This is a genomic window from bacterium (assembly GCA_018812485.1).
In the GTDB taxonomy this organism is placed as follows: domain Bacteria; phylum JAHJDO01; class JAHJDO01; order JAHJDO01; family JAHJDO01; genus JAHJDO01.
In genome coordinates, this window is sequence record JAHJDO010000071.1 from 22,041 (window position 1) to 40,798 (window position 18,758).

The window sequence follows — 18,758 nt, forward strand, 5'->3', positions numbered from 1 at the left end:
AATGCTCAAAACAATGTTTAGAATTTTAAAAATTGAGATTTTGAATTTGCTTGCGGTTTCGAGTTTCGAATTTCGGATTTTTAGAACGAAGTGAGGTAGGTATGGATAAAGAATTTGAACCTGAAGTAAAACAGGAATCAGAAGAATTTCTAGACGGATTTAATGTAAGAACCGTAATTGCTGGTGTTTTTATCGGTCTTATAATGTTACCGGGATCTATTTATCTTGGCTTAATTACAGGTGGTATTATCCCAACTATGTGGGTGACCATGATCTTGTTTGTTGAAATAGCGAAGAGGTCATTTATTAAGCTAAAAAAGCAGGAAATATATATAATTGGATATGTAGCAGCAACCTTGGTTGCTGCCGGCATGACAATGGGCGCAGCCAGTCTTGTTCTTCAAGGCGGTATATTTAGTGAAAAGATATGGCAGCAGTATTTTATAAGAACTCCGCAAGCGCACTATTTCGGAATTGACAAATTAATTCCTTCATGGGTAGTCCCGTCTCCTGATTCAGGAGTTTTGGTGAAAAGGACATTTTTAGACTCTGTGTGGATAGTTCCATTACTGGTTCTTGTTGGAAGCAATATCTTGTTCAGGTTAACTCAGTTTGGTCTTGGATACGCCTTATTCAGAGTAACTAATGATGTTGAAAAACTAAAATTTCCAATGGCTCCGGTTATATCAGAAGGAGTTATGGCTCTTGAGGATATGAGCGCAAAAAAAGACAGCTGGCGCATGCAGGTATTTACTATTGCGAGTATGATAGGCATAATCTATGGAGCAATTTATATTGTGATCCCGACTCTAACGGGACTTATTGCGGCAAAGCCTTTGATGTTGATTCCTATTCCATGGGTTGATGCAACAGCGAAGATAAGCGGCATTCTTCCGGGCGCTATATTGGGATCAATGACAGATCTGGGATTCCTCTTTCTTGGCTTTGTTTTGCCATTTTGGGTAATGGTAGGAGGTTTTGTAGGCTCTATTTTAGCTAATGTTGTTGGAAATCCCATACTCCACAAATTTGGATTAATTCCACATTGGACATCAGGTATGGATGTCCGGCAAACAGTTATAGCGACACAAATGGATTTCTGGATAAGCGTTATCATAGGGCTCGGTATTGTAGTAGCCGTTATAGGTATAGGTGGGTTAGTAATAAGTTCAATAAAGAAGAAAAGAAATCGGGGAGTTAATAAAGCAGTAGTGGATGATTACAGTCCTCCAAAGGGCAGAGGAGATATTCCTATATGGGCGGCTCTGGGTGTCTGGATATTTGCAACCATGGGATACATTTTGCTTTGTCATAAACTTGTTCCTAGCTTTCCAGTATTATTATTAGTATTGTTTGGCTTTATTATGACACCGCTTCTCTCATATATATCGGCAAGGCTTGTCGGCATAGCAGGCATGCCGAGTGGTGTTTCATTCCCGTATCTTAGAGAGGGGATATTCATTAAAAGCGGATTTTCCGGAGTGGCTATATGGTTTGCGCCGATACCCTTTTTTAATGTAGGTGCATATACGCAAAAGTTTAAAGAGCTTGAATTAACAAGAACAAAGCTGAGCAGTCTGATAAAGGCTGAGCTGTTCTCTTTTGTTATTATGGCATTTTGCAGTTTTCTTTTTTGGGAAGTAATATGGCGGATGGGACCGATTCCTGCTGCAGCTTATGCATATGTAAATAAAATGTGGCCTCTTACAGCAACGTTTCAGGCATTATGGGTTTCTACAACAATTAAAGGAGGGAGTCCATGGATGCTGGAAGCTATTAAATCATCCCGTATTATATGGAGTACAGTAGCTGGGTTGGGAATATTCGGTTTAATAAGTATTTTAAAATTACCTGTTGCAATTTTTTATGGAATGATTGCAGGAGTAACTGGCTGGTGGCCGCATCATATAATTCCCATGTTTATTGGCGCACTTTTAGGCAGGTTCTATTTTGCTAAGAAATTTGGCAAGAAAAGATGGAGGTCATTTGGGCCATTATTATATGCAGGTTATGCTTGCGGAGTTGGATTAATAGCTATGATATCAATAGCCATTGCGCTTATTTTTAAATCAGTATCACAGATTATATTTTGAATGAGAGCAATGTCGAAGAAGGGAAGACTTTTAATGTCAAGACCAATCAGGAATGAGGCGGTAAGTGTGAAAAAATTCGACAATGATGAATTAGAAATTACTATATATAGAAAGAAGACAAAATTAGTGATTTTATTATCGAAGCTGTTTAAACTGCCTGAAACCAGAAAGATTATTTTAGATAAAATAGGCGCTTGTGTGTGGACATTGTGTGATGGAAGCAAAACCGTAAATGATATAATAAAAGTATTTAGTAAGAAGTATAGCTTAGGCAGAGAAAAAGCAGAAAGATCACTCTTGGTATATTTAGAGCAGTTAGTACGTAGAGGACTTATAGCAATCGCAGCGCCTAAATAGGAGAAAATCTAATGACAGACCAAAAAGAGAAGATTGGAAAGCAGGTAATTCTTCCGCTAAGTAAAGCGGTTGAAATAAGTGTGAAGAGTATAAAAACAAGGCTGGGACGTTCTATGATAACAGCAAGCGGTATAGTTCTGGCAATAGCGTTTTTAATGTCTATTTTTGTGTCTGGTTCTATAAATAAGGCATTGCTTGAGAAAGGTTCTGTGGAAGTCAGGGTTCAATTACAGAACCTGGGTGGCGAAGAAGAACAGGGTAAGCAAATATGGCTTGTGGTATTATCACTCATGGTTTGTGTTGTTGGAATCGCAAATGCAATGTTAATGTCAGTTACTGAGAGATACAAGGAAATAGGAACAATGAAGTGTCTCGGAGCGCTGGATATATTTATTATTAAATTGTTTCTGCTGGAGTCAGGTTTTATGGGATTATTTGGCTCAATTGCAGGCGCATTATTAGGTGGTTTGCTTATGACTATTGTATCAAGTATAAATTATGGATTAGAGGTTATTACTAAGTTTCCAATAGTTAGTTTTCTATATTATTTTGTAATTGCGGTAATTTTGGGCACGGTATTAGCTGTTATAGGAGCTATATATCCTGCTTATACTGCTGCTAGGATGGTCCCTGCCGATGCAATGCGCTCGGAGATATAATTAAGGAGGTAGATTATAATGGATGAAGCAAATGTTGTGAGAACAAGGAATGTGAAAAAGGTTTTTATGATGGGCAATGTTTCTTTAGAGGCGTTAAAAGGGATTAATCTGGAGATAAAAAGAGGCGAATACATCTCTATAATGGGTCCTTCAGGCTCAGGTAAGTCCACCTTATTCAATATGATAGGAGGACTTGATAAGCCAAGTGAGGGAAAGGTGTATATAGATGAGGTGGATGTTGCTCAATTAGATGCATATGAATTAGCATGGCTTAGGTGTCGAAAGATAGGGTATATATTTCAAACCTTTAATTTGATTCCTGTTATGACATCTTTAGAGAATGTTACTTTGCCAATGACTTTTGCAGGAATGTCAACAGATGAGTCAATAGATAAGGGAATAAGACTTCTTACAATGGTAGGATTAGGAGATAGAATTCAGCACAAACCAATTGAATTATCAGGCGGACAGCAGCAAAGAGTGGCTGTAGCCAGAGCCTTGGCAAATGACCCTGCTATTGTTCTAGCAGATGAACCAACAGGGAATTTGGATTTAAAAACAGGGAAAGAGATCATAGACCTTCTGCGCAAGATGAACAAAGAGAAAGAAGTTACTATTATTTCTGCTACCCATGATTTAAAGATGCTGGATGTTTCTGATAGAGTTTTCTGGATTCGTGACGGGAAAGTAGAAAGAGTTGAAAGGCGTGCTGATCTTGATCTTAATATTGGTACTGTTGAGGGAGAGTAGCAAATTAATACTTTCGTGATATTCGGGATTATATTGTTAACTGTTGTTCTTATATGGCATGTTTCCTATACGAATTTGCACAAGAGGCTGACAGACTTGCGTCGCGAGCATGAAAAATTGGAGCTGCTTTTAATGGATAGCCGCAGGCAGTCATACATCTTGAATGTTATAAAGCAAGCTATAGATGTATTTGGAGAGGAGCAAAATTTAGAACAAGTATTAAGAAGAATAGTAGATGCTGTAGCTAAGATATTACAGGTAGATGTAATTATTCTACAACTATATAGTGATGAACAACAAGATTTCTTTATGCGGGTTATAAAAGGAAGAAAAGAATTGACTCTTGGAGAGCAGATAAAAGAAGATGTAATAAATAAGGGGCAGTCACATCTGATAAATGATTTATCATCTTTTCCCAAATATAAGTTTTTGAGTGATCAGGGCATAAAGTCTTTGATTGTTGCGCCTTTGCGAAGGAGAAAAAAAGTTATAGGATTAATAGGAGGATTAGCAGATAAGCCGCGTGATTTTACAGGGGAAGAGCTGGATCTTCTAACAACTGTTGCAAGCCAGGCAGGGTTATTAGCAGAAAATGCTCAGCTATTAGAAAAAACAAAGTTGCTTTCAATTACAGATGGATTAACTAATTTATATAATCATCGCCATTTTCAGGAGAAACTAATGGTTGAAGTAAAGAGAGCAAAAGAGGAGAAGAAGCCTCTTTCACTTATAATGGGAGATGTTGATGACTTTAAGCATTATAATGATACTAATGGTCATCCTGCCGGTGATGAAGTGCTGCGACAGATTGGAAGGATATTAAAAAATAATACTAAAAGAGGGGATATTGTTGCCCGTTATGGCGGGGAAGAGTTTGTTATAATCCTTCCGGATACCTCAGGAAAGAGCGCTAAAATTGTAGCAGAAAAGTTGAGAAAATCTGTTCAAGAATATAAGTTTGTTAACGAAGAAAGTCAGCCAGGCGGTAAAGTTACAATAACTTTTGGACTTGCAGATTATCCTGAAGACGCAGATTCAGCAAGAGGGGTTATGAAGAAAGCAGATAATGCTCTATATATGGGCAAAGAGTCCGGTAAAAATCAGGTTGTTGTTGCCTAAAACTTATTTTCTTGCCTTAATTAGTATTCCCAGGTGAAGAAGTGCAAAAATAATATTAGCCAGCCAGGCCGCAAGCCATGGATTAAGAGCTCCATCTCTTCCAATCGCTAATATAATAGGAATTGCTATACCATAATAGATAAATCCAATACTCAGAGCAATTCCAATGCTTTCCTTTTTCCCCTTTTTGCCCATAACTAGCATTATAGAAAAAGCGATAATTATCATTACAAGATTTGAGAATGGAAGCGATATTCTTGAATGCAGCTCTGTCAATTCCCTATATGGGTAGCATTTAATTTTTATTAAACTTTTAATGCGGCGTTTTAGAAGCTTTATGTCTAGATGCGGTAATTCAGCTTGTTTAATCAAAAGATCACGAGGTGTTTCTGTAATGTCAGATTCTAATTGTTCAAAATTTTCGGTTTTAATAATAGAGCCTTCCACATCAAATACACGGACTAGTCCATCAAAAAGTATCCATTTTTTATCTATCCATTTTGTCTCTTTAGCATTGATTGTATTTTTAATATTATAATTTTTATCATACTGAGTTATTTTAATATTATTCATATATTTATCTTTAGCATTAAAAAGACCCACGTGGACAATTCTGTTTTTTACATCTAAAAATGCGAAATCAGTCCATACTTTCTTTTTAAGTTGGTATTGTTTGCCAATATTAACTTTCCATATATAGCGCGCTTTTGACATTGATTTAGGAGCGATATTCATACTTACAGGTATAGATGCTAAACTTATAATTGCAGAAACCAACAAAAATGGCATTAGAATTTTTGTAGAGCTTACTCCACTAGCCCACAATGCTGTTAGCTCATTATATTTATTAAGATAGTTTAAGGTTATTATTATGCCTATAAGAGTTGAGATGGGCATAATTTTTATATATATATCTGGCAACAGGTTTCTGTAATAGCTTACAATATCGGTGAATTTTGCGCCTTCTGATACAAATTCGTTTGTATTGCTTATCAGATCTATTATCAGATAGAGACATATAAATGCTGTTAGGCAGTAGAATAATGAACACAAAAAACTTTTTATAAGATAGCGATCTATAACCTTCATTTATAAAATTCTAACATAGATAGCGTGTTTTATGAATTAAGTATATACCTGTTGTTCCAATTATAATATTTGGTAGCCACATTGCTACAGCAGGTGGCATGTAGCCTTTTTGCGCTATTATTGATCCTGATATCATTAATAAGTAGTGAAGAAGAATAACAGGCATACCTATTCCTATAGCTGCAAATTTGCTGCTGCGATGATATCTAATACTCAAGGAAATGCCGATTAGGATAAATGGAATAAATGAAAAAGAAAGAGAAGCTTTTCTGTATAATTCCACATATAATTTATTTGTATTAGCCTTTGCATTTATAATTTTGTTTTTCAAATCACTAGAAGTCATTTCAATAGTGCTCTTTTCTAACTTAATCGTATCATAAGCAATAGATCCAAAATCTATAGGGTAAATCTTAAAAGAGCCTTTGAAATATTCGTTTGGATTTTTGGGGTTGAACTCTTCAGTAAACACATCCTCTAATTTGAGTACTAGACTTTGGTCTTTTGGATTAGATATAAAACGTCCTTGTTTTGCAGTTATTGTTCTTACAGAAAAGTCTGCTTTTAACTGGTGAATTATAACATTGTATAGAATATTATTTCTAATTTTATCCGCATAAAAAGTATATCCTTTGAATATCTTCATCGGCTTTTTTTCTTCCAGAAGAGCTGAGGGATTCAAAATGCCGATTTCTTTGAAGAATTTTTTTGAAGAGAAGTTTGCCTTAGGAGCAATTGTATTATTTAACGGCAAAGAAACTATGCACAATATTATACCAACAGCAAGGATTGGAGGCATGATTATTCTGTAAGGATTTATCCCATTTGCCTTCATGGCAGTTATTTCATTGTCAGAAGAGAGCCTGCCAATAGAGGTAAGAGTAGCCACCAGTATTGCCATTGGTAAGGTGTAGGTCAGGATAAAAGGGAGAAGATATACAACTAGTTTTAATATGCTAAGCACACTAATTCGCTCTTTAACCAGCATATTTGCCAGTCTAAACATGTTTCCCAGAAATAGAATAAATGTAAAGACACACAGGCTTGAGAAGAAAGGGTCTATAAATTCTCTTAGAATATAGCGGGTTAATATTCGCATAGGAAAAAATAGGACTGTTATCTTGCTGCGCCCATTAAGCCAACAAGGTATTTAAGATCCTGGTCATTATATTCTATTTTTATACCTGCTATAAATGAAGGTCTGTCCAAAATATCTTCTGCTCCAGCAACTATATAGTAGCTTTTATCTTCCCATATTTTATAGCTCAGACTTGTTCTAAGAAAGAATGGAGAGCTGTAAACAGCACTGTGCCCTTCAATTGTGATACTGGTTTTTTTATCGGGAAGTATATAGTCAGCTCCCAGCCCTGCGCCTGAGTTTATCAGACCACCCCTGACTGTTAAATTATTGTCAAAGAATTTTAATGCAAGCTGCACATCATATTCAATTTCGCGTCTCTCATCTTTTGAATTACTTGTGCCCAGCTTGCTTGCTCCTACAAGATAATATTTATCATCAGCAGTTTCAATTCTTATATAACCTTTATTTCTACAAGCTCTCTCTCTAGCAGAATATACACTTTCGCCTCCTAACCAAGTTTTTATTTCTCTCATTTTGCCCAGTATATCTTTTGCGTCTTCAGAGGCAGCTTTTGCTGATTTAATAGTTTTTCTAGCGTCATTATACAACTCCTCGTCATAAATTAGTTTCCCAACAGTGCCTTCTCCTTTATCAATTTTTTTTACAATTTCCTTAATTGTTTTAACTGTCTCTTTTGCTTCTGTCCCAATTCCCTCAAATTCATCAATAATTTTTTGCGCTTTATCAGATGTTTCTTTTGCAGACTTCATAAACTCAGCAGTATTCTTATAAAGTTCTTCGTCAGTTAAGAGTTTTCCTGCTGTTCCCTCTCCCTTTTCAATTTTCTCCACAAGTTTCCCAATACTATCTGATATTTCCCCTGCTTTAGTAAAGAGCTGATCCAGTTGATAGGAATCTCTACCATCAACAATACTCCCGGGCTTTAGAACAGAGCTATCTGTAGTTCCCATTGTAATGCCAACATATTTGCCTCCCATGAGACTTACATCGTTAATGCTGAATATAGAGTTTTGCCTGAGTATTGTTTCTTTTTTTATCCACAAAGAAACCTGTATTTTATTATCTTTTATATCAAAGCCTTCAACACGTCCTACCTTCATTCCAGCCAGTGTTACCGTATCTCCTCCTTTGAGCCCGCCTATCTGGCTAAAGTTAGCTTTTATTATATATCCATTTTCAAACAATCTGATTTTCCCTATCCAAAAGGTTAGAGCCATAAGCAGTACGATGCCTACAAAAAATGCTATACCGACCTTCTTTTCAATATTCAAAACATACCTCCATATTTTACTGTAATTCAGATATCGTTTCGTATTTCGTGTTTTGTGCTTCGAATTTAATCTTCTTTGTCATTTTCTTTATCAGTTAAGTTATGGGACCCACATTACTTCCTGTAACAAACTGTTTGACAATGAGATTGTCCGTATTTTTAATTTCCTGAACAGTTCCCACCTGAATAATTATGCCATTATATAACATTGCTATTCGATCTGCAATCTGATATGTGCTAACCATGTCATGAGTTATTACTATTGATGTGGTATTTAGTGTATTCTCAAGCTCTAAAATAAGTTTATTGATAGAAGCTGATCTGACTGGATCAAGTCCCGTTGTAGGTTCATCGTAGAGTATAATTTCTGGATCCATACTAATTGCCCTTGCAAGCCCAACTCTCTTTCTCATGCCTCCACTCAAATCAGCAGGTTTTAATTTTTGAGAACCATCCAATCCAACTATCTCAAGCTTGTTTTTGACTATTTTATCCATCTCTTCTTCGCTCAGGTTCGTGTGCTCTTGCAATCCCAGTTTTATGTTTTCTTCAACAGTAAGAGAAGCAAGTAATGCAGCAGATTGAAAAAGCATACCGAATTTTCTTCTAATCTTATCAAGTTCATTATCCGAAATTTTCGCAATATCAACCCCGTCCACCTCTACTATACCGGAATCGGGTTTTATAAGGCCAATTATATGTCTTAAAAGCACGGTCTTGCCGCATCCGCTACATCCAATAATAACAATTGTTTCTCCGCGCCTAATTTTAAGATTAACGCCATTTAATATTTTTTTACCTCCAAAACTTTTGTGTAAATCAGTAATATTAATTATTATTTCTTTAGTTTTTACAAATTCAATAATTCTTTGCTTTGCGTTTTTCTCTATTTGCGTAAATTCAAGACCTGTTTCATAGTATTTTTCCCCATTTGAAATCACTATTGCTCTCTGCCATTTCACAACACAACTTGCAGATATTTCTTCTTTACTGCTATCAGGAAGAGAGAACCTTGAATACATCAGAGAATTAATTTTCATCTGTTTTTTAGTCTTAAAACAGATGCCTCCACCGCTTATATCTTTGGCTTTTCTTTCTTCCTGCTGTGAAAAGGCTGTATGTTCAGGAGGCTCAGTGCCTATTAATACATCTACTTCAATTGGCAAACGAGAATATCTTCTGCGTTCATGAAAACTAATTTTTTCATCCAGCTTATCTATTTCTATCATTTTATTAACTCTTTTGAAAAAACATTCTGGTTAAGAAGTAATCAGAAATTATAATCAATAGAAATGAGATAACAACAGAGGCAGTAGTTGATTTACCAACGCCTTCAGCTCCGCCTCTGGTTCTAAATCCCTGATGACAGGATATTATTGAAACAACTATGCCAAAGACAAATGCCTTTACTAATCCGCTATATATGTCTCTTAATGTTAAGAAGTTTTTAATGCTGTCTAAATATGTACTGGTGTCTACGCCTATCTGGAATCTAGATACAATAAATCCTCCTGCCATGCCTACGCAATCTGAGTATACAACCAGAATTGGAAGCATAATTATACATGCCAGAAATCTTGGCATTACCAGGTATCTGATAGGGTTTATTGCTAATGTTTTAAGCGCATCTATCTCCTCAGATACCTGCATTGTTCCAAGTTCTGCTGTCATTGATGCGCCAACTCTTCCTGCAACTATGAGTCCAGTAAGAACGGGGCCCATCTCCCTGCACATAGATGCTGATACTATTGATCCTATCAGGTGCTGGATATGATACTTTGAAAGTTCAGTTCCTGTCTGGAGTGCGAGCACCATTCCTGTGAAAATCGACATTAAGGATGTGATAGGAAGTGTATAAACGCCTATTTCCAGCATTTGCTTTGCAATAGGTTTTAGATTTTTAAATGCTGATTTACACCAATATACAGTTTTTGTTAGTAGTATTAAGACTTCCCCTGTATAATCCAGAGCATCTGTAATTTTGCTATATATACTTGGTTTCACTTTTTCCTTAGTACGCCTGGCCCGATTCGAACGGGCGACCTTCAGATTCGAAGTCTGCCGCTCTATCCAGCTGAGCTACAGGCGCAGGTTGGGGTGAGTGACGGGAGTCGAACCCGCGACTTCCAGAACCACAATCTGGCGCTCTAACCAACTGAGCTACACCCACCACGATGCTGAATAATACTAATATATAGGGTTGCAAAAAGCAAGAGTATTAATTTGGCGTCAGTGAAGCTACATTTTGGATTTCGCCTCAATTGCAAATATTGTTCCTGGATAATCAGTGATTATTTGTCTGTAAAGTTTATCTGCTTCTGAGGAATTTCCTGTAGCCCTGTAGCAATGAGCAAGGAATAATTTGGCTTCTTGGAGTATTGTGCTTTCAGGATTGATTTTTATCAACATATTTAGCTCTTTTATTGCTTCTGAATAGCATTGCGTATAGTAATAACACTCAGCTTTATATAACGAACTATATCCTAGTTTACTCAGAGGATACTGATCTTCCCATTTTTTTATTTTTTCCATAGCATCATTGATCTTTTTTCTTTTTATATAGTTTGAGATTGTATGCATATAGTAACCTTGCATATAAATATCTTTCTTACTGGATGCACTAATGTAGTATTTAGCTGCATTATTACTGTCACCCAGAGCTTTATAAGAATCTCCAAGATTAATGAGAATTTGCTTTGTTTCCTCATTTTTTTTATTTTCATATTCTTTCAGGATATCTTTATATTCAATAATAGCATTGTCATAGTTTTTAAAGTCAAAGGCTGCTATATCTGTCATTTTCCGCTTTGCAAGTAAAACAGCATTTTTCTCATTAGAAATGTGTAAAACTTTTTTATATGTTTCAAAAGCTTGTTTGGGATTTTTTTTTTGTTTTTGTAAAAGTCACCCAAGATTATATACACTTTGGCAATTTGAATTGGATCCAAGCTGCTAAACTGTTCTATAAACAAGTTACATGCCTTAGCAGTAAGGGAATCCTCTCCAACTTGCAAAAAGAAGTTTATGCTTGCCATGAGTGTTTTTGGAGAATCGCATTTATTTAAATATTCTGAGATAATCTTAGTATATTTTCTAGAGCGGTTTTTATAGTCTTCGTCCTTATTAAAAAACACATCCACGGTTCTTATATTTTGGCTGGTAGTGTCTGATATGTCTTTTTCTATTGACCGAACCTCTTTAGCTGGGAATAAACATGTTCCATTTGGGATTTCAATTTCAAGAGCAGGAGAGATGCTTTTAATTTGTCCTCTGATTTCTCTAGCATCTTTAAGAATTACTTTATCTGCCATTATTTTTAGTTTAACTTTATATTCTCCAGGTTGAAGGTAGACATGTAGAGGATTTGTCTTTTTACTTGTTGTCCCGTCTCCAAAGTCCCAGATGCAGAGACCTCCAAGTTTTTGATCTCCTGATAGATTATAAAATTGTAAGCATGAGTAAATATTTTTATCTATTTGATAATTGCTTATTTGCTCCCATGTAAAGTCAGCCGCTATAGAATTATCATACTTCTCAAAATTTGTTACTTTAGTATGAATGGGTGATAAAAACACTTGTGCAGGTATAAGTTCAAAGTATTTATCTTTGGGTTTCTTCCATCCTGCTACAGCAGTGGTAACACCGCTGAATTGAGTATGGTAGTAATCTATCTTGTGTATGCCCGCCTTAAGATTGATTTCCCCTCTGTATTTGCCATAGACTCCTCCTGATGCCCCATGACCTCCAGGCCACTGTGTAACAAGTCTATTATCTATGAATAAGAAAGAGGCATCATCAGAAGCAGTTGCAAACCAGTACACACCTGTTTGGGCGCAGTATATATATCCACTGTAGATACTAAGAAATCTTTCAGATGGACCAAATAGATTATAGCCCTGAAAAATATTAGGAACATATCCTTTCCCATATATCTGTTCATTCCTATCTAGTAGTCTTTTCATTTGGTGCCAATTCTTGCAGTATCCTGAGCCAAGTTTTCTGGTTTCCAATAAAAGTCCTGTATGTAGAGGATCCCAGTTATGTTTCGCAGGTTGTGCGTTTGGATTATTGAAGTAAATATAGTAATTTTCAAAACTGGTTTTATCCTCAAATATGATCTTTGTCTTACCAAACGGGTCACAATGTATCAATTTATGCGGCACAATATTGCCAGAATTATCTATTACTCTTATATCAGAACCATTATCATTTATAAGACCACCAGTAGTAAAGATTGTGTATACTGTGCCGGAGGATTGTTGGGTCTTTTCCCATAAAAGCGGATAAACAGTCTTTCTGCATTTAAAATCAGAGTTCCACCATTGGATATTAGAAGGATAAGCAGGCAGCGGTGAAGCAAAAGGAGAGAAAACAGAAAAGAAAAGAGTAGATAATGCAAAGATAATGGATTTACATTTCATGTTGCTATTCGAATACTAAATATCCAAACCTTTCGGGTACATGAAAGGATTTTAATGTAAGTGACCAGCAGCTGAGTTCGGTTTTATCAGCTCTGCGAGCTCTATTAAAATTTATTCCCCAGGCTTCACTACAAGTAGGAAATTTTACATTAAGAGAAGAATAGTCAATGCTTGCCTCACCTGTCCAATAATCTTTTGAACTCTGAATCCTGGCTTTGCCGTTCCATGTTCCATTCCAAGCGGCTGAATAAGACTCATATCCACCAGGTGTGGATCCATCGTAAAAAACTCCCTTTGGATTCATGATAAAATGGTAGTAACTATAATAATCTCTTTTGGTATCCAGAAAAAGTTCCAGGCAGTCATCACCCCAAACCGCACTATCTCTGGTTTTGGCTTTAATGAGTAGCTTTGATAGATTTTCTTCATATAAAATAAATCCAAAGTATATTTTTTTATCATCATAAGTAACCATAGCTACACTTTGCAGAGAAGCCTGTTTATCGGTTGTGTATTCAACATAGTCAGTAGCTTTCTGGGCTTTGGTCCAGCATGCATCAGATAAGTATCCATCTATTTTAGGTGGAGAAGAAGTTCTTTTTGCAATATATACTTGTTTAGGACATTTGAGAGAGCGGTCACGTACCCAGAGCTCTCCCATTGCATTTTTTGCCCAAATTGCATCTGGATTATTAGTTATGATATCGTTATATATCTCTGTTGCAGTGCCTGATTTACCTAAACGTTCTTCTAGCCTGGCGATATGAAAATACCTACCTAAATATTTTGGGTCTTTTTTGACAATGTTTTTATAGATTTCTAAGGATTTCTGGTAATTACCCATAGATTCGTTGATTAAGGCTATTTGTTCTAAAATCTGTGTCTTATCTGCTTCAAGTGTAGATGTTGATAAAATCTTATTGCAGACATCAATTGCTTCTGAATATTTCCCCTGAGAAGAGAGAATGTTAGCTTTTGATAGAGATATTTCCACAATATCTTTTGCTGTTGCTATATCATGAGACTCCTTAAGTATCTTATTATAGATTTCAAGCGTTTTTTGGTTATCTCCTGATGTAAAATATGCTTTTGCAGACTTTTTTAGAATGTTTAGTTGTTCCTTCCTTGAGGCATATTTTGCAGCTATTTCATAGAATTTAAGAGCTTCTTCTTTTTGTTTTCTCTCCTCCAGCATTTTAGCATATTCCTTGTATACATCTGCCATACGCCTATCATCAGGAAATCTTTTACTCACATCCCGATAAACTTTAAACAAAGCTGATTTTTTATCTTTAAGTGAATCCACAAGAAGCAGGTAGATTTTTATGATCTCAGGATTATCTCCTTCTTTTCGAATGGCAGATTTATATGTCCAATATGCTTCTCGTCTTGATTTTATTTGCTCGAAAATTTTACCAAGCTCGATATATTTATTTATTACTTCGGGAGTATGTGGATGCTTTTTAATGAATTTCCTCAGCTCTTTTATTTGCTCCCGTTTGGACATGTATGGCTGCAAGTAACCCTCTGTTCCTTTTTGGCTGGTTTCTATAAGCAGCGCAAATTCAAATTTTTTTGATAAATAATTGTTAATAACAATCAGGCAGAAGACCAATATAAGCAGTGTTGCAAGAATGGACAGATTCCCTTTATCCCTAAAATTGATCATTTTTGATACTTGGCATCTAATCCTTATCTAGTGATTCGAGAGAATCAATTCCCTGAGGGAGAGGAAGAATATATTTTACTTTTTGTATGCTACCATCTTTTCTTATTGTTCTGCATACGCGCTGCTTTATAAGAACAGAATGTTCGATCCAGTTGTCTTTTTCTATTATTGACCCAAAGATATAACTAGTTCCTTTGATCAGACAATTATCATTAATACGTGTAGGAAATTCGTCACTGCCTGTTATATTGACACTGGATTCAATCCTAACATTTTTCCCAATAGCAGTATTCCCTTTAATAATATCTCCCTGCAGGATTCGGGAGTTTTCTCCAATTTTTAGTGTTTGATCTGAATATGTTGAAATGTAGACATTTTTATCAATCCATGAGTTTTCTCCAAGCACAATATTTCCATCAATTACAGTGTGCTTACCTATAACAACTCCCCTGTTTAACTTAACACCACTCGAAATATAAGCATCTTCTCCTATTGAAATATCCAAAGGCCCATATTTTTTATCCTGTTTAATAATATCTTTTATTACCTGTTCATGTATGAAAAATTTTTCTTCGTCCTGAATAGTTATTAGGTTCTTTAATTGCTCGTAATATTTTTTCCTTAGAATTGATTCCATATATTTAAGAACAGTTTTGTTGTTGAAAGCAATGATTAAATCTTTATTCTCTATTTTAAAACCGTCTACGGAAAGCCCTGATCTGTTATAAATTTTTACCATATCAGTGAGATATCTCTCTTTTTTTACATTAGCTGTCCCTATCTTATTAATATGTTTAATGAGTTCATTTATTCTGAAAGCATACATTCCTGAGTTGAATTCGCTGTTCTGGAGAAGTTTCTCTTTTGAAAAAGAATATTTCCTGTTTTTATATTCAATCTCATGCTTCTGGCTATTTGTAAGTTTAAGTATATCTTTGTATTCGATAAGGTCTATTATCCTATAATTTTGCGAATCGTCAGGAACTCTTAGTATTCTGCCATAATAATTTAACTCGGGAGGTCCAGTATAGATGCCAGTAGCAAGCATCATATCTGAGTTCAGGAACTCAAAGTATTTGGCGAATCTTCTGATTGTGTCCGAGTCCATAAGACACATATCTCCGGGGAATATAAACACGCTGCCTTCAAACTTATTTTTCAATGCATCAAGAGCTATTTTAACAGCATGGCCTGTTCCTTTTTGTTCATTCTGATAAACAAAAACTGTATTTTTGATCTTGCCTATTGTATCAATTACTTCAATAGCCTTATGCCCAACAACAATGATCTGATTTTTACATGCAAGACCTTGCTTAGCAGATTCTGCTATCCTTTTTATAGAAGGGATTCCCCATACTTTATGTAATACTTTCTGCGATTCTGTTTTAAGCCTTTTCCCATGACCAGCTGCAAGAATTATTGAAACAATGTTCTTTGAATAATCAATGTTATCCGAATATTCTGATATTTTTTTTTGTATTTCTTTATTATTATTAACCATAACTAAACTTATTGCTAACTATATGCTTAGCGAATTATAATACATATAGATATTAGTGTCCAATTAAAATTACTTTGTCATTTATCCCTTTCTGACTTATAATCAAAAAAAGGTTGATTATGAATATAAGACTAAAGGATGTCTCAAAAGTATTAAAAGGGAGAAACGGAGTTGAGAAAGTTCTCCTTGATAAGGTTAATCTTGAAATTAATGAAGGAGAAATTGCATGTATTATGGGTCCTTCAGAGTCAGGAAAAACGTACCTATTAAAAGTACTCGCTGGTTTAAAACCCTTTGATAGTGGAGACATATTTATTGATAACATTCACGTGGATCATCTTCCTAAAGATAAATGGCCTATTTGCACAGTATATGAGGATTATTTTTCCTATAAAAAGTGGAGAAAACGTAAATTCTCACTCCCTTATTTTCTAGCCATTAGGAAATGGAGAAAAAACACAATACCTGAGAGGATAAAAACTGTTACAAATCTTATGTGTATTAATAAAATGGAACTATTAGACAAAATGCCGCATAAACTATCTAAAGGCGAGCAACAGAAGTTAGATATTTCAAGATATTTGATAACAAAACATCATGCCTATTTATTTGACAACCCTCTTGCCGCGCTTGATACAAGGACAAAACTTGAAGTACAACGGCAGTTAAGACAGATTATAAAGACTCTGAATGTTCCAAGTGCGTATGTCAGTTATATGCTGGATGAAGCCAAGGCTCTGAGTGATAAGATTATCATAATGAATGAAGGCAAAATCGAACAGACAGGAAAATACGCCGAAGTCATTTCACATCCTGCCAATCACTTTGTATCTGATTTTATTGGATGTCTTTTCTGATTGATTTTTACAGAATTCCTTTTATTACTCTATCAGCTTTATTTCTTAATTTGTTATCAGTTGAAGTCTTAAGTATTTCTGCAGCAACTCGAACCAGTTCTCTTCCCGCTATTTGCACACTAGCCGAATCTGAGGAGTTATATAATGATTCCCACAGTATCAAAGCAGTGCCTAGATCCCCTGCTCGGGCTTTTGCTAAAGCTTGCATTCTTTTTAAAAACATTGGACTGTCTTTCACTTCTGAGGCAAGAGCAAAGTACTTAGCGGATTTATCATAATTTTTCATATTATGCATACTTATAACCCCTGCGAACATAGGTATACGCCAGCCTATATTGGGATTGTGAGCAATAGCTTTATCAAATAGTATTAAGGATTTTGCAGGAGTCGTATGTGATATTGCCAATCCGCCAAATGTATATGCTGTAGTAAACAAAGGATCCAGATCTGTTACTCTTTCGAACATTTGATAGATGATATCAGATGATTCAACGTCCGCTTTTTTTACACCCGCCATATACTGTATTGTTTTAATCCATAATACGTCTGAAGCAATATTATCAAAACCCAATGCAGGTCGCTGAATAAACCTGTCCGCTAACCCAGCATCCTCTTTTATGTCATTTAGAATATTTCCCAGCGGCATTAACCCAACAAGTAACATAATTGCTATGATTATCTGAATTGAGACTTTTGAAGACTTCATAATTATTCCTCCTTATTTTTTTGTTTATGCAAAATCTTTATTCTTAAATATTGCGAGTGAAACCAGCAACATTACCGCAGTATATACAGCTCCATACAGAATAACACCAAAGATCAATCCCCATGGAACATAAATTCCATGAGCGACTGGAGCCTTTACATTGAAGTACTGAAAGTTCGGTAATGCGTAGTAAAGAACTAGGCCTGCGAATTTAGTTACTACGTTACCCGCTTTTTCTACTAGAAATGGTATCTGATATGACAGATGCCCAGCTATATAAACCACTATAGCTAATATGGAACTTACCATGGATGAACAAAAAGTAGAAAAAAGCACAGACACTGCTACCAGAATTATGGCTTCAAAACAGATAAGTATTAATGGCTTAAACATAACTAAATTTAAGGCGTGAGTTTTTATAGCTAGGATTGTTATAAACCCTACAGCCATTATAGCTATTGAAAGTAATGCAACGTATACTGCTCCCAGGAATTGTCCAAGGATAAATTCGTGTTTTCTTACAGGTTTTGATATTAATGTTTGAATCGTTCTTGATTCCATCTCCGTTGGAATAGCTGTAGAACCTACCATAATTGATATCAGCATTGCTGCTACAGCAATACCCGCCAGTCCAATATCTTTCATAAGCTTTGTCTCTTCACCTGCTGTGACTGCACTATATAATGTGGAATACGCTATAGCAAACAAACAAAAAACGACTATTACATAGAGAATTCTACTCTTTATCACCCTTTGATATACACCTTGTGCAATCGTTAAGATAATGTTCATGCTTTCTCCCCTCCCTTTTTTTCTATTGATTTCAAAAAATACTCCTCTAATGATTCCTTGTGTGGCGTTACAGAAATTCTTTTCCCATTATTAGCCTCCATTATATCCTCAATCTCCGAAACCTGCTTTTCGTCATTAACAGTAACAGTCACCATATCTCCATCAACTCTAAATCCATCCGCTTTTCCTTTTACCATATCAAGCCCTTTCTTGTCAAGCTTTTCTACAGATATTGTCAGATAAAATTTAAAAGTGCACAGTTTTTAAGCGATTTAAGTTTTAAAAGTGCACACCTAAAAAGCCCCCAAGAATGGGGGTTTGGGGGCATACGTGTTAAGTTAAGCTAATAAGTTTTCTCGCCGATGTGGTTGAC

The 18,758-nt window shown here is 35.6% G+C and carries 18 protein-coding genes and 2 tRNA genes; 6 read left to right on the plus strand and 14 right to left on the minus strand.

Annotated elements, in window-relative coordinates; all coding sequences use genetic code 11:
- Positions 1 to 101 precede the first annotated feature (101 nt).
- The 5 genes from KKC91_05510 to KKC91_05530 all read left to right on the plus strand — a co-directional run bounded on the left by KKC91_05510 (position 102) and on the right by KKC91_05530 (position 4,978).
- Complete coding sequence (locus tag KKC91_05510; protein MBU0478006.1) at positions 102 to 2,093, plus strand: OPT/YSL family transporter; 1,992 nt, start codon at positions 102 to 104, stop codon at positions 2,091 to 2,093.
- Positions 2,094 to 2,126: 33 nt separating this feature from the next.
- Positions 2,127 to 2,450 carry a PqqD family protein gene (locus KKC91_05515; GenBank protein MBU0478007.1) on the plus strand — a complete coding sequence of 108 codons (324 nt, stop codon included), beginning with the start codon at positions 2,127 to 2,129 and terminating at the stop codon, positions 2,448 to 2,450.
- Between the two features lie 11 nt (positions 2,451 to 2,461).
- The gene (locus KKC91_05520; protein MBU0478008.1) at positions 2,462 to 3,109 is read left to right on the plus strand and encodes an FtsX-like permease family protein; all 648 of its coding nucleotides are present in this window, start codon (positions 2,462 to 2,464) and stop codon (positions 3,107 to 3,109) included.
- Positions 3,110 to 3,127: 18 nt separating this feature from the next.
- Positions 3,128 to 3,859 (plus strand): ABC transporter ATP-binding protein, encoded by a 732-nt coding sequence (locus KKC91_05525; GenBank protein MBU0478009.1) that lies wholly within the window; start codon positions 3,128 to 3,130, stop codon positions 3,857 to 3,859.
- Positions 3,860 to 3,991: 132 nt separating this feature from the next.
- Entirely contained in the window at positions 3,992 to 4,978 is a 987-nt protein-coding gene (locus KKC91_05530; protein ID MBU0478010.1) for a sensor domain-containing diguanylate cyclase, read from the plus strand.
- A gap of 3 nt (positions 4,979 to 4,981) precedes the next feature.
- Here KKC91_05530 and KKC91_05535 read toward each other — a convergent pair whose 3' ends face one another.
- The 11 genes from KKC91_05535 to KKC91_05585 all read right to left on the minus strand — a co-directional run bounded on the left by KKC91_05535 (position 4,982) and on the right by KKC91_05585 (position 16,030).
- Positions 4,982 to 6,067, minus strand: a complete 1,086-nt coding sequence (locus KKC91_05535; GenBank protein ID MBU0478011.1) for an LptF/LptG family permease — start codon at positions 6,065 to 6,067, stop codon at positions 4,982 to 4,984.
- Positions 6,068 to 6,077: 10 nt separating this feature from the next.
- Positions 6,078 to 7,166, minus strand: coding sequence for an LptF/LptG family permease (locus KKC91_05540; GenBank protein MBU0478012.1), 1,089 nt, complete (start codon positions 7,164 to 7,166; stop codon positions 6,078 to 6,080).
- Positions 7,167 to 7,183: 17 nt separating this feature from the next.
- Positions 7,184 to 8,440, minus strand: a complete 1,257-nt coding sequence (locus KKC91_05545; protein ID MBU0478013.1) for an MCE family protein — start codon at positions 8,438 to 8,440, stop codon at positions 7,184 to 7,186.
- A gap of 94 nt (positions 8,441 to 8,534) precedes the next feature.
- Positions 8,535 to 9,668: an ATP-binding cassette domain-containing protein gene (locus tag KKC91_05550; GenBank protein ID MBU0478014.1), complete on the minus strand. Its 1,134-nt coding sequence runs from the start codon at positions 9,666 to 9,668 to the stop codon at positions 8,535 to 8,537.
- 4 nt (positions 9,669 to 9,672) lie between these two features.
- The gene (locus KKC91_05555) at positions 9,673 to 10,443 is read right to left on the minus strand and encodes an ABC transporter permease (GenBank protein MBU0478015.1); all 771 of its coding nucleotides are present in this window, start codon (positions 10,441 to 10,443) and stop codon (positions 9,673 to 9,675) included.
- Between the two features lie 11 nt (positions 10,444 to 10,454).
- Positions 10,455 to 10,528: transfer RNA gene (locus KKC91_05560), tRNA-Arg, on the minus strand.
- 4 nt (positions 10,529 to 10,532) lie between these two features.
- A tRNA-His gene (locus KKC91_05565) sits at positions 10,533 to 10,609 on the minus strand.
- Positions 10,610 to 10,677: 68 nt separating this feature from the next.
- A complete protein-coding gene (locus KKC91_05570) occupies positions 10,678 to 11,238 on the minus strand; it encodes a tetratricopeptide repeat protein (protein ID MBU0478016.1) in 561 nt (186 codons plus the stop codon).
- Positions 11,235 to 12,137 (minus strand): PKD domain-containing protein, encoded by a 903-nt coding sequence (locus KKC91_05575; protein ID MBU0478017.1) that lies wholly within the window; start codon positions 12,135 to 12,137, stop codon positions 11,235 to 11,237. The genes KKC91_05570 and KKC91_05575 overlap by 4 nt, the downstream gene beginning before the upstream one ends.
- A gap of 727 nt (positions 12,138 to 12,864) precedes the next feature.
- On the minus strand, positions 12,865 to 14,529 hold the full coding sequence (locus tag KKC91_05580; GenBank protein ID MBU0478018.1) for a hypothetical protein: 1,665 nt from the start codon (positions 14,527 to 14,529) through the stop codon (positions 12,865 to 12,867).
- A gap of 16 nt (positions 14,530 to 14,545) precedes the next feature.
- The gene (locus KKC91_05585; protein MBU0478019.1) at positions 14,546 to 16,030 is read right to left on the minus strand and encodes an NTP transferase domain-containing protein; all 1,485 of its coding nucleotides are present in this window, start codon (positions 16,028 to 16,030) and stop codon (positions 14,546 to 14,548) included.
- A gap of 119 nt (positions 16,031 to 16,149) precedes the next feature.
- Here KKC91_05585 and KKC91_05590 point away from each other — a divergent pair, with 119 nt between their 5' ends.
- A complete protein-coding gene (locus KKC91_05590) occupies positions 16,150 to 16,887 on the plus strand; it encodes an ABC transporter ATP-binding protein (GenBank protein ID MBU0478020.1) in 738 nt (245 codons plus the stop codon).
- Between the two features lie 7 nt (positions 16,888 to 16,894).
- Here KKC91_05590 and KKC91_05595 read toward each other — a convergent pair whose 3' ends face one another.
- The 3 genes from KKC91_05595 to KKC91_05605 are packed head-to-tail and all read right to left on the minus strand — an operon-like array spanning position 16,895 to position 18,582.
- Complete coding sequence (locus KKC91_05595; protein ID MBU0478021.1) at positions 16,895 to 17,593, minus strand: hypothetical protein; 699 nt, start codon at positions 17,591 to 17,593, stop codon at positions 16,895 to 16,897.
- Positions 17,594 to 17,617: 24 nt separating this feature from the next.
- A complete protein-coding gene (locus tag KKC91_05600; protein MBU0478022.1) occupies positions 17,618 to 18,385 on the minus strand; it encodes an ABC transporter permease in 768 nt (255 codons plus the stop codon).
- Positions 18,382 to 18,582, minus strand: coding sequence for a hypothetical protein (locus KKC91_05605; protein MBU0478023.1), 201 nt, complete (start codon positions 18,580 to 18,582; stop codon positions 18,382 to 18,384). The genes KKC91_05600 and KKC91_05605 overlap by 4 nt, the downstream gene beginning before the upstream one ends.
- Positions 18,583 to 18,758 lie beyond the last annotated feature (176 nt).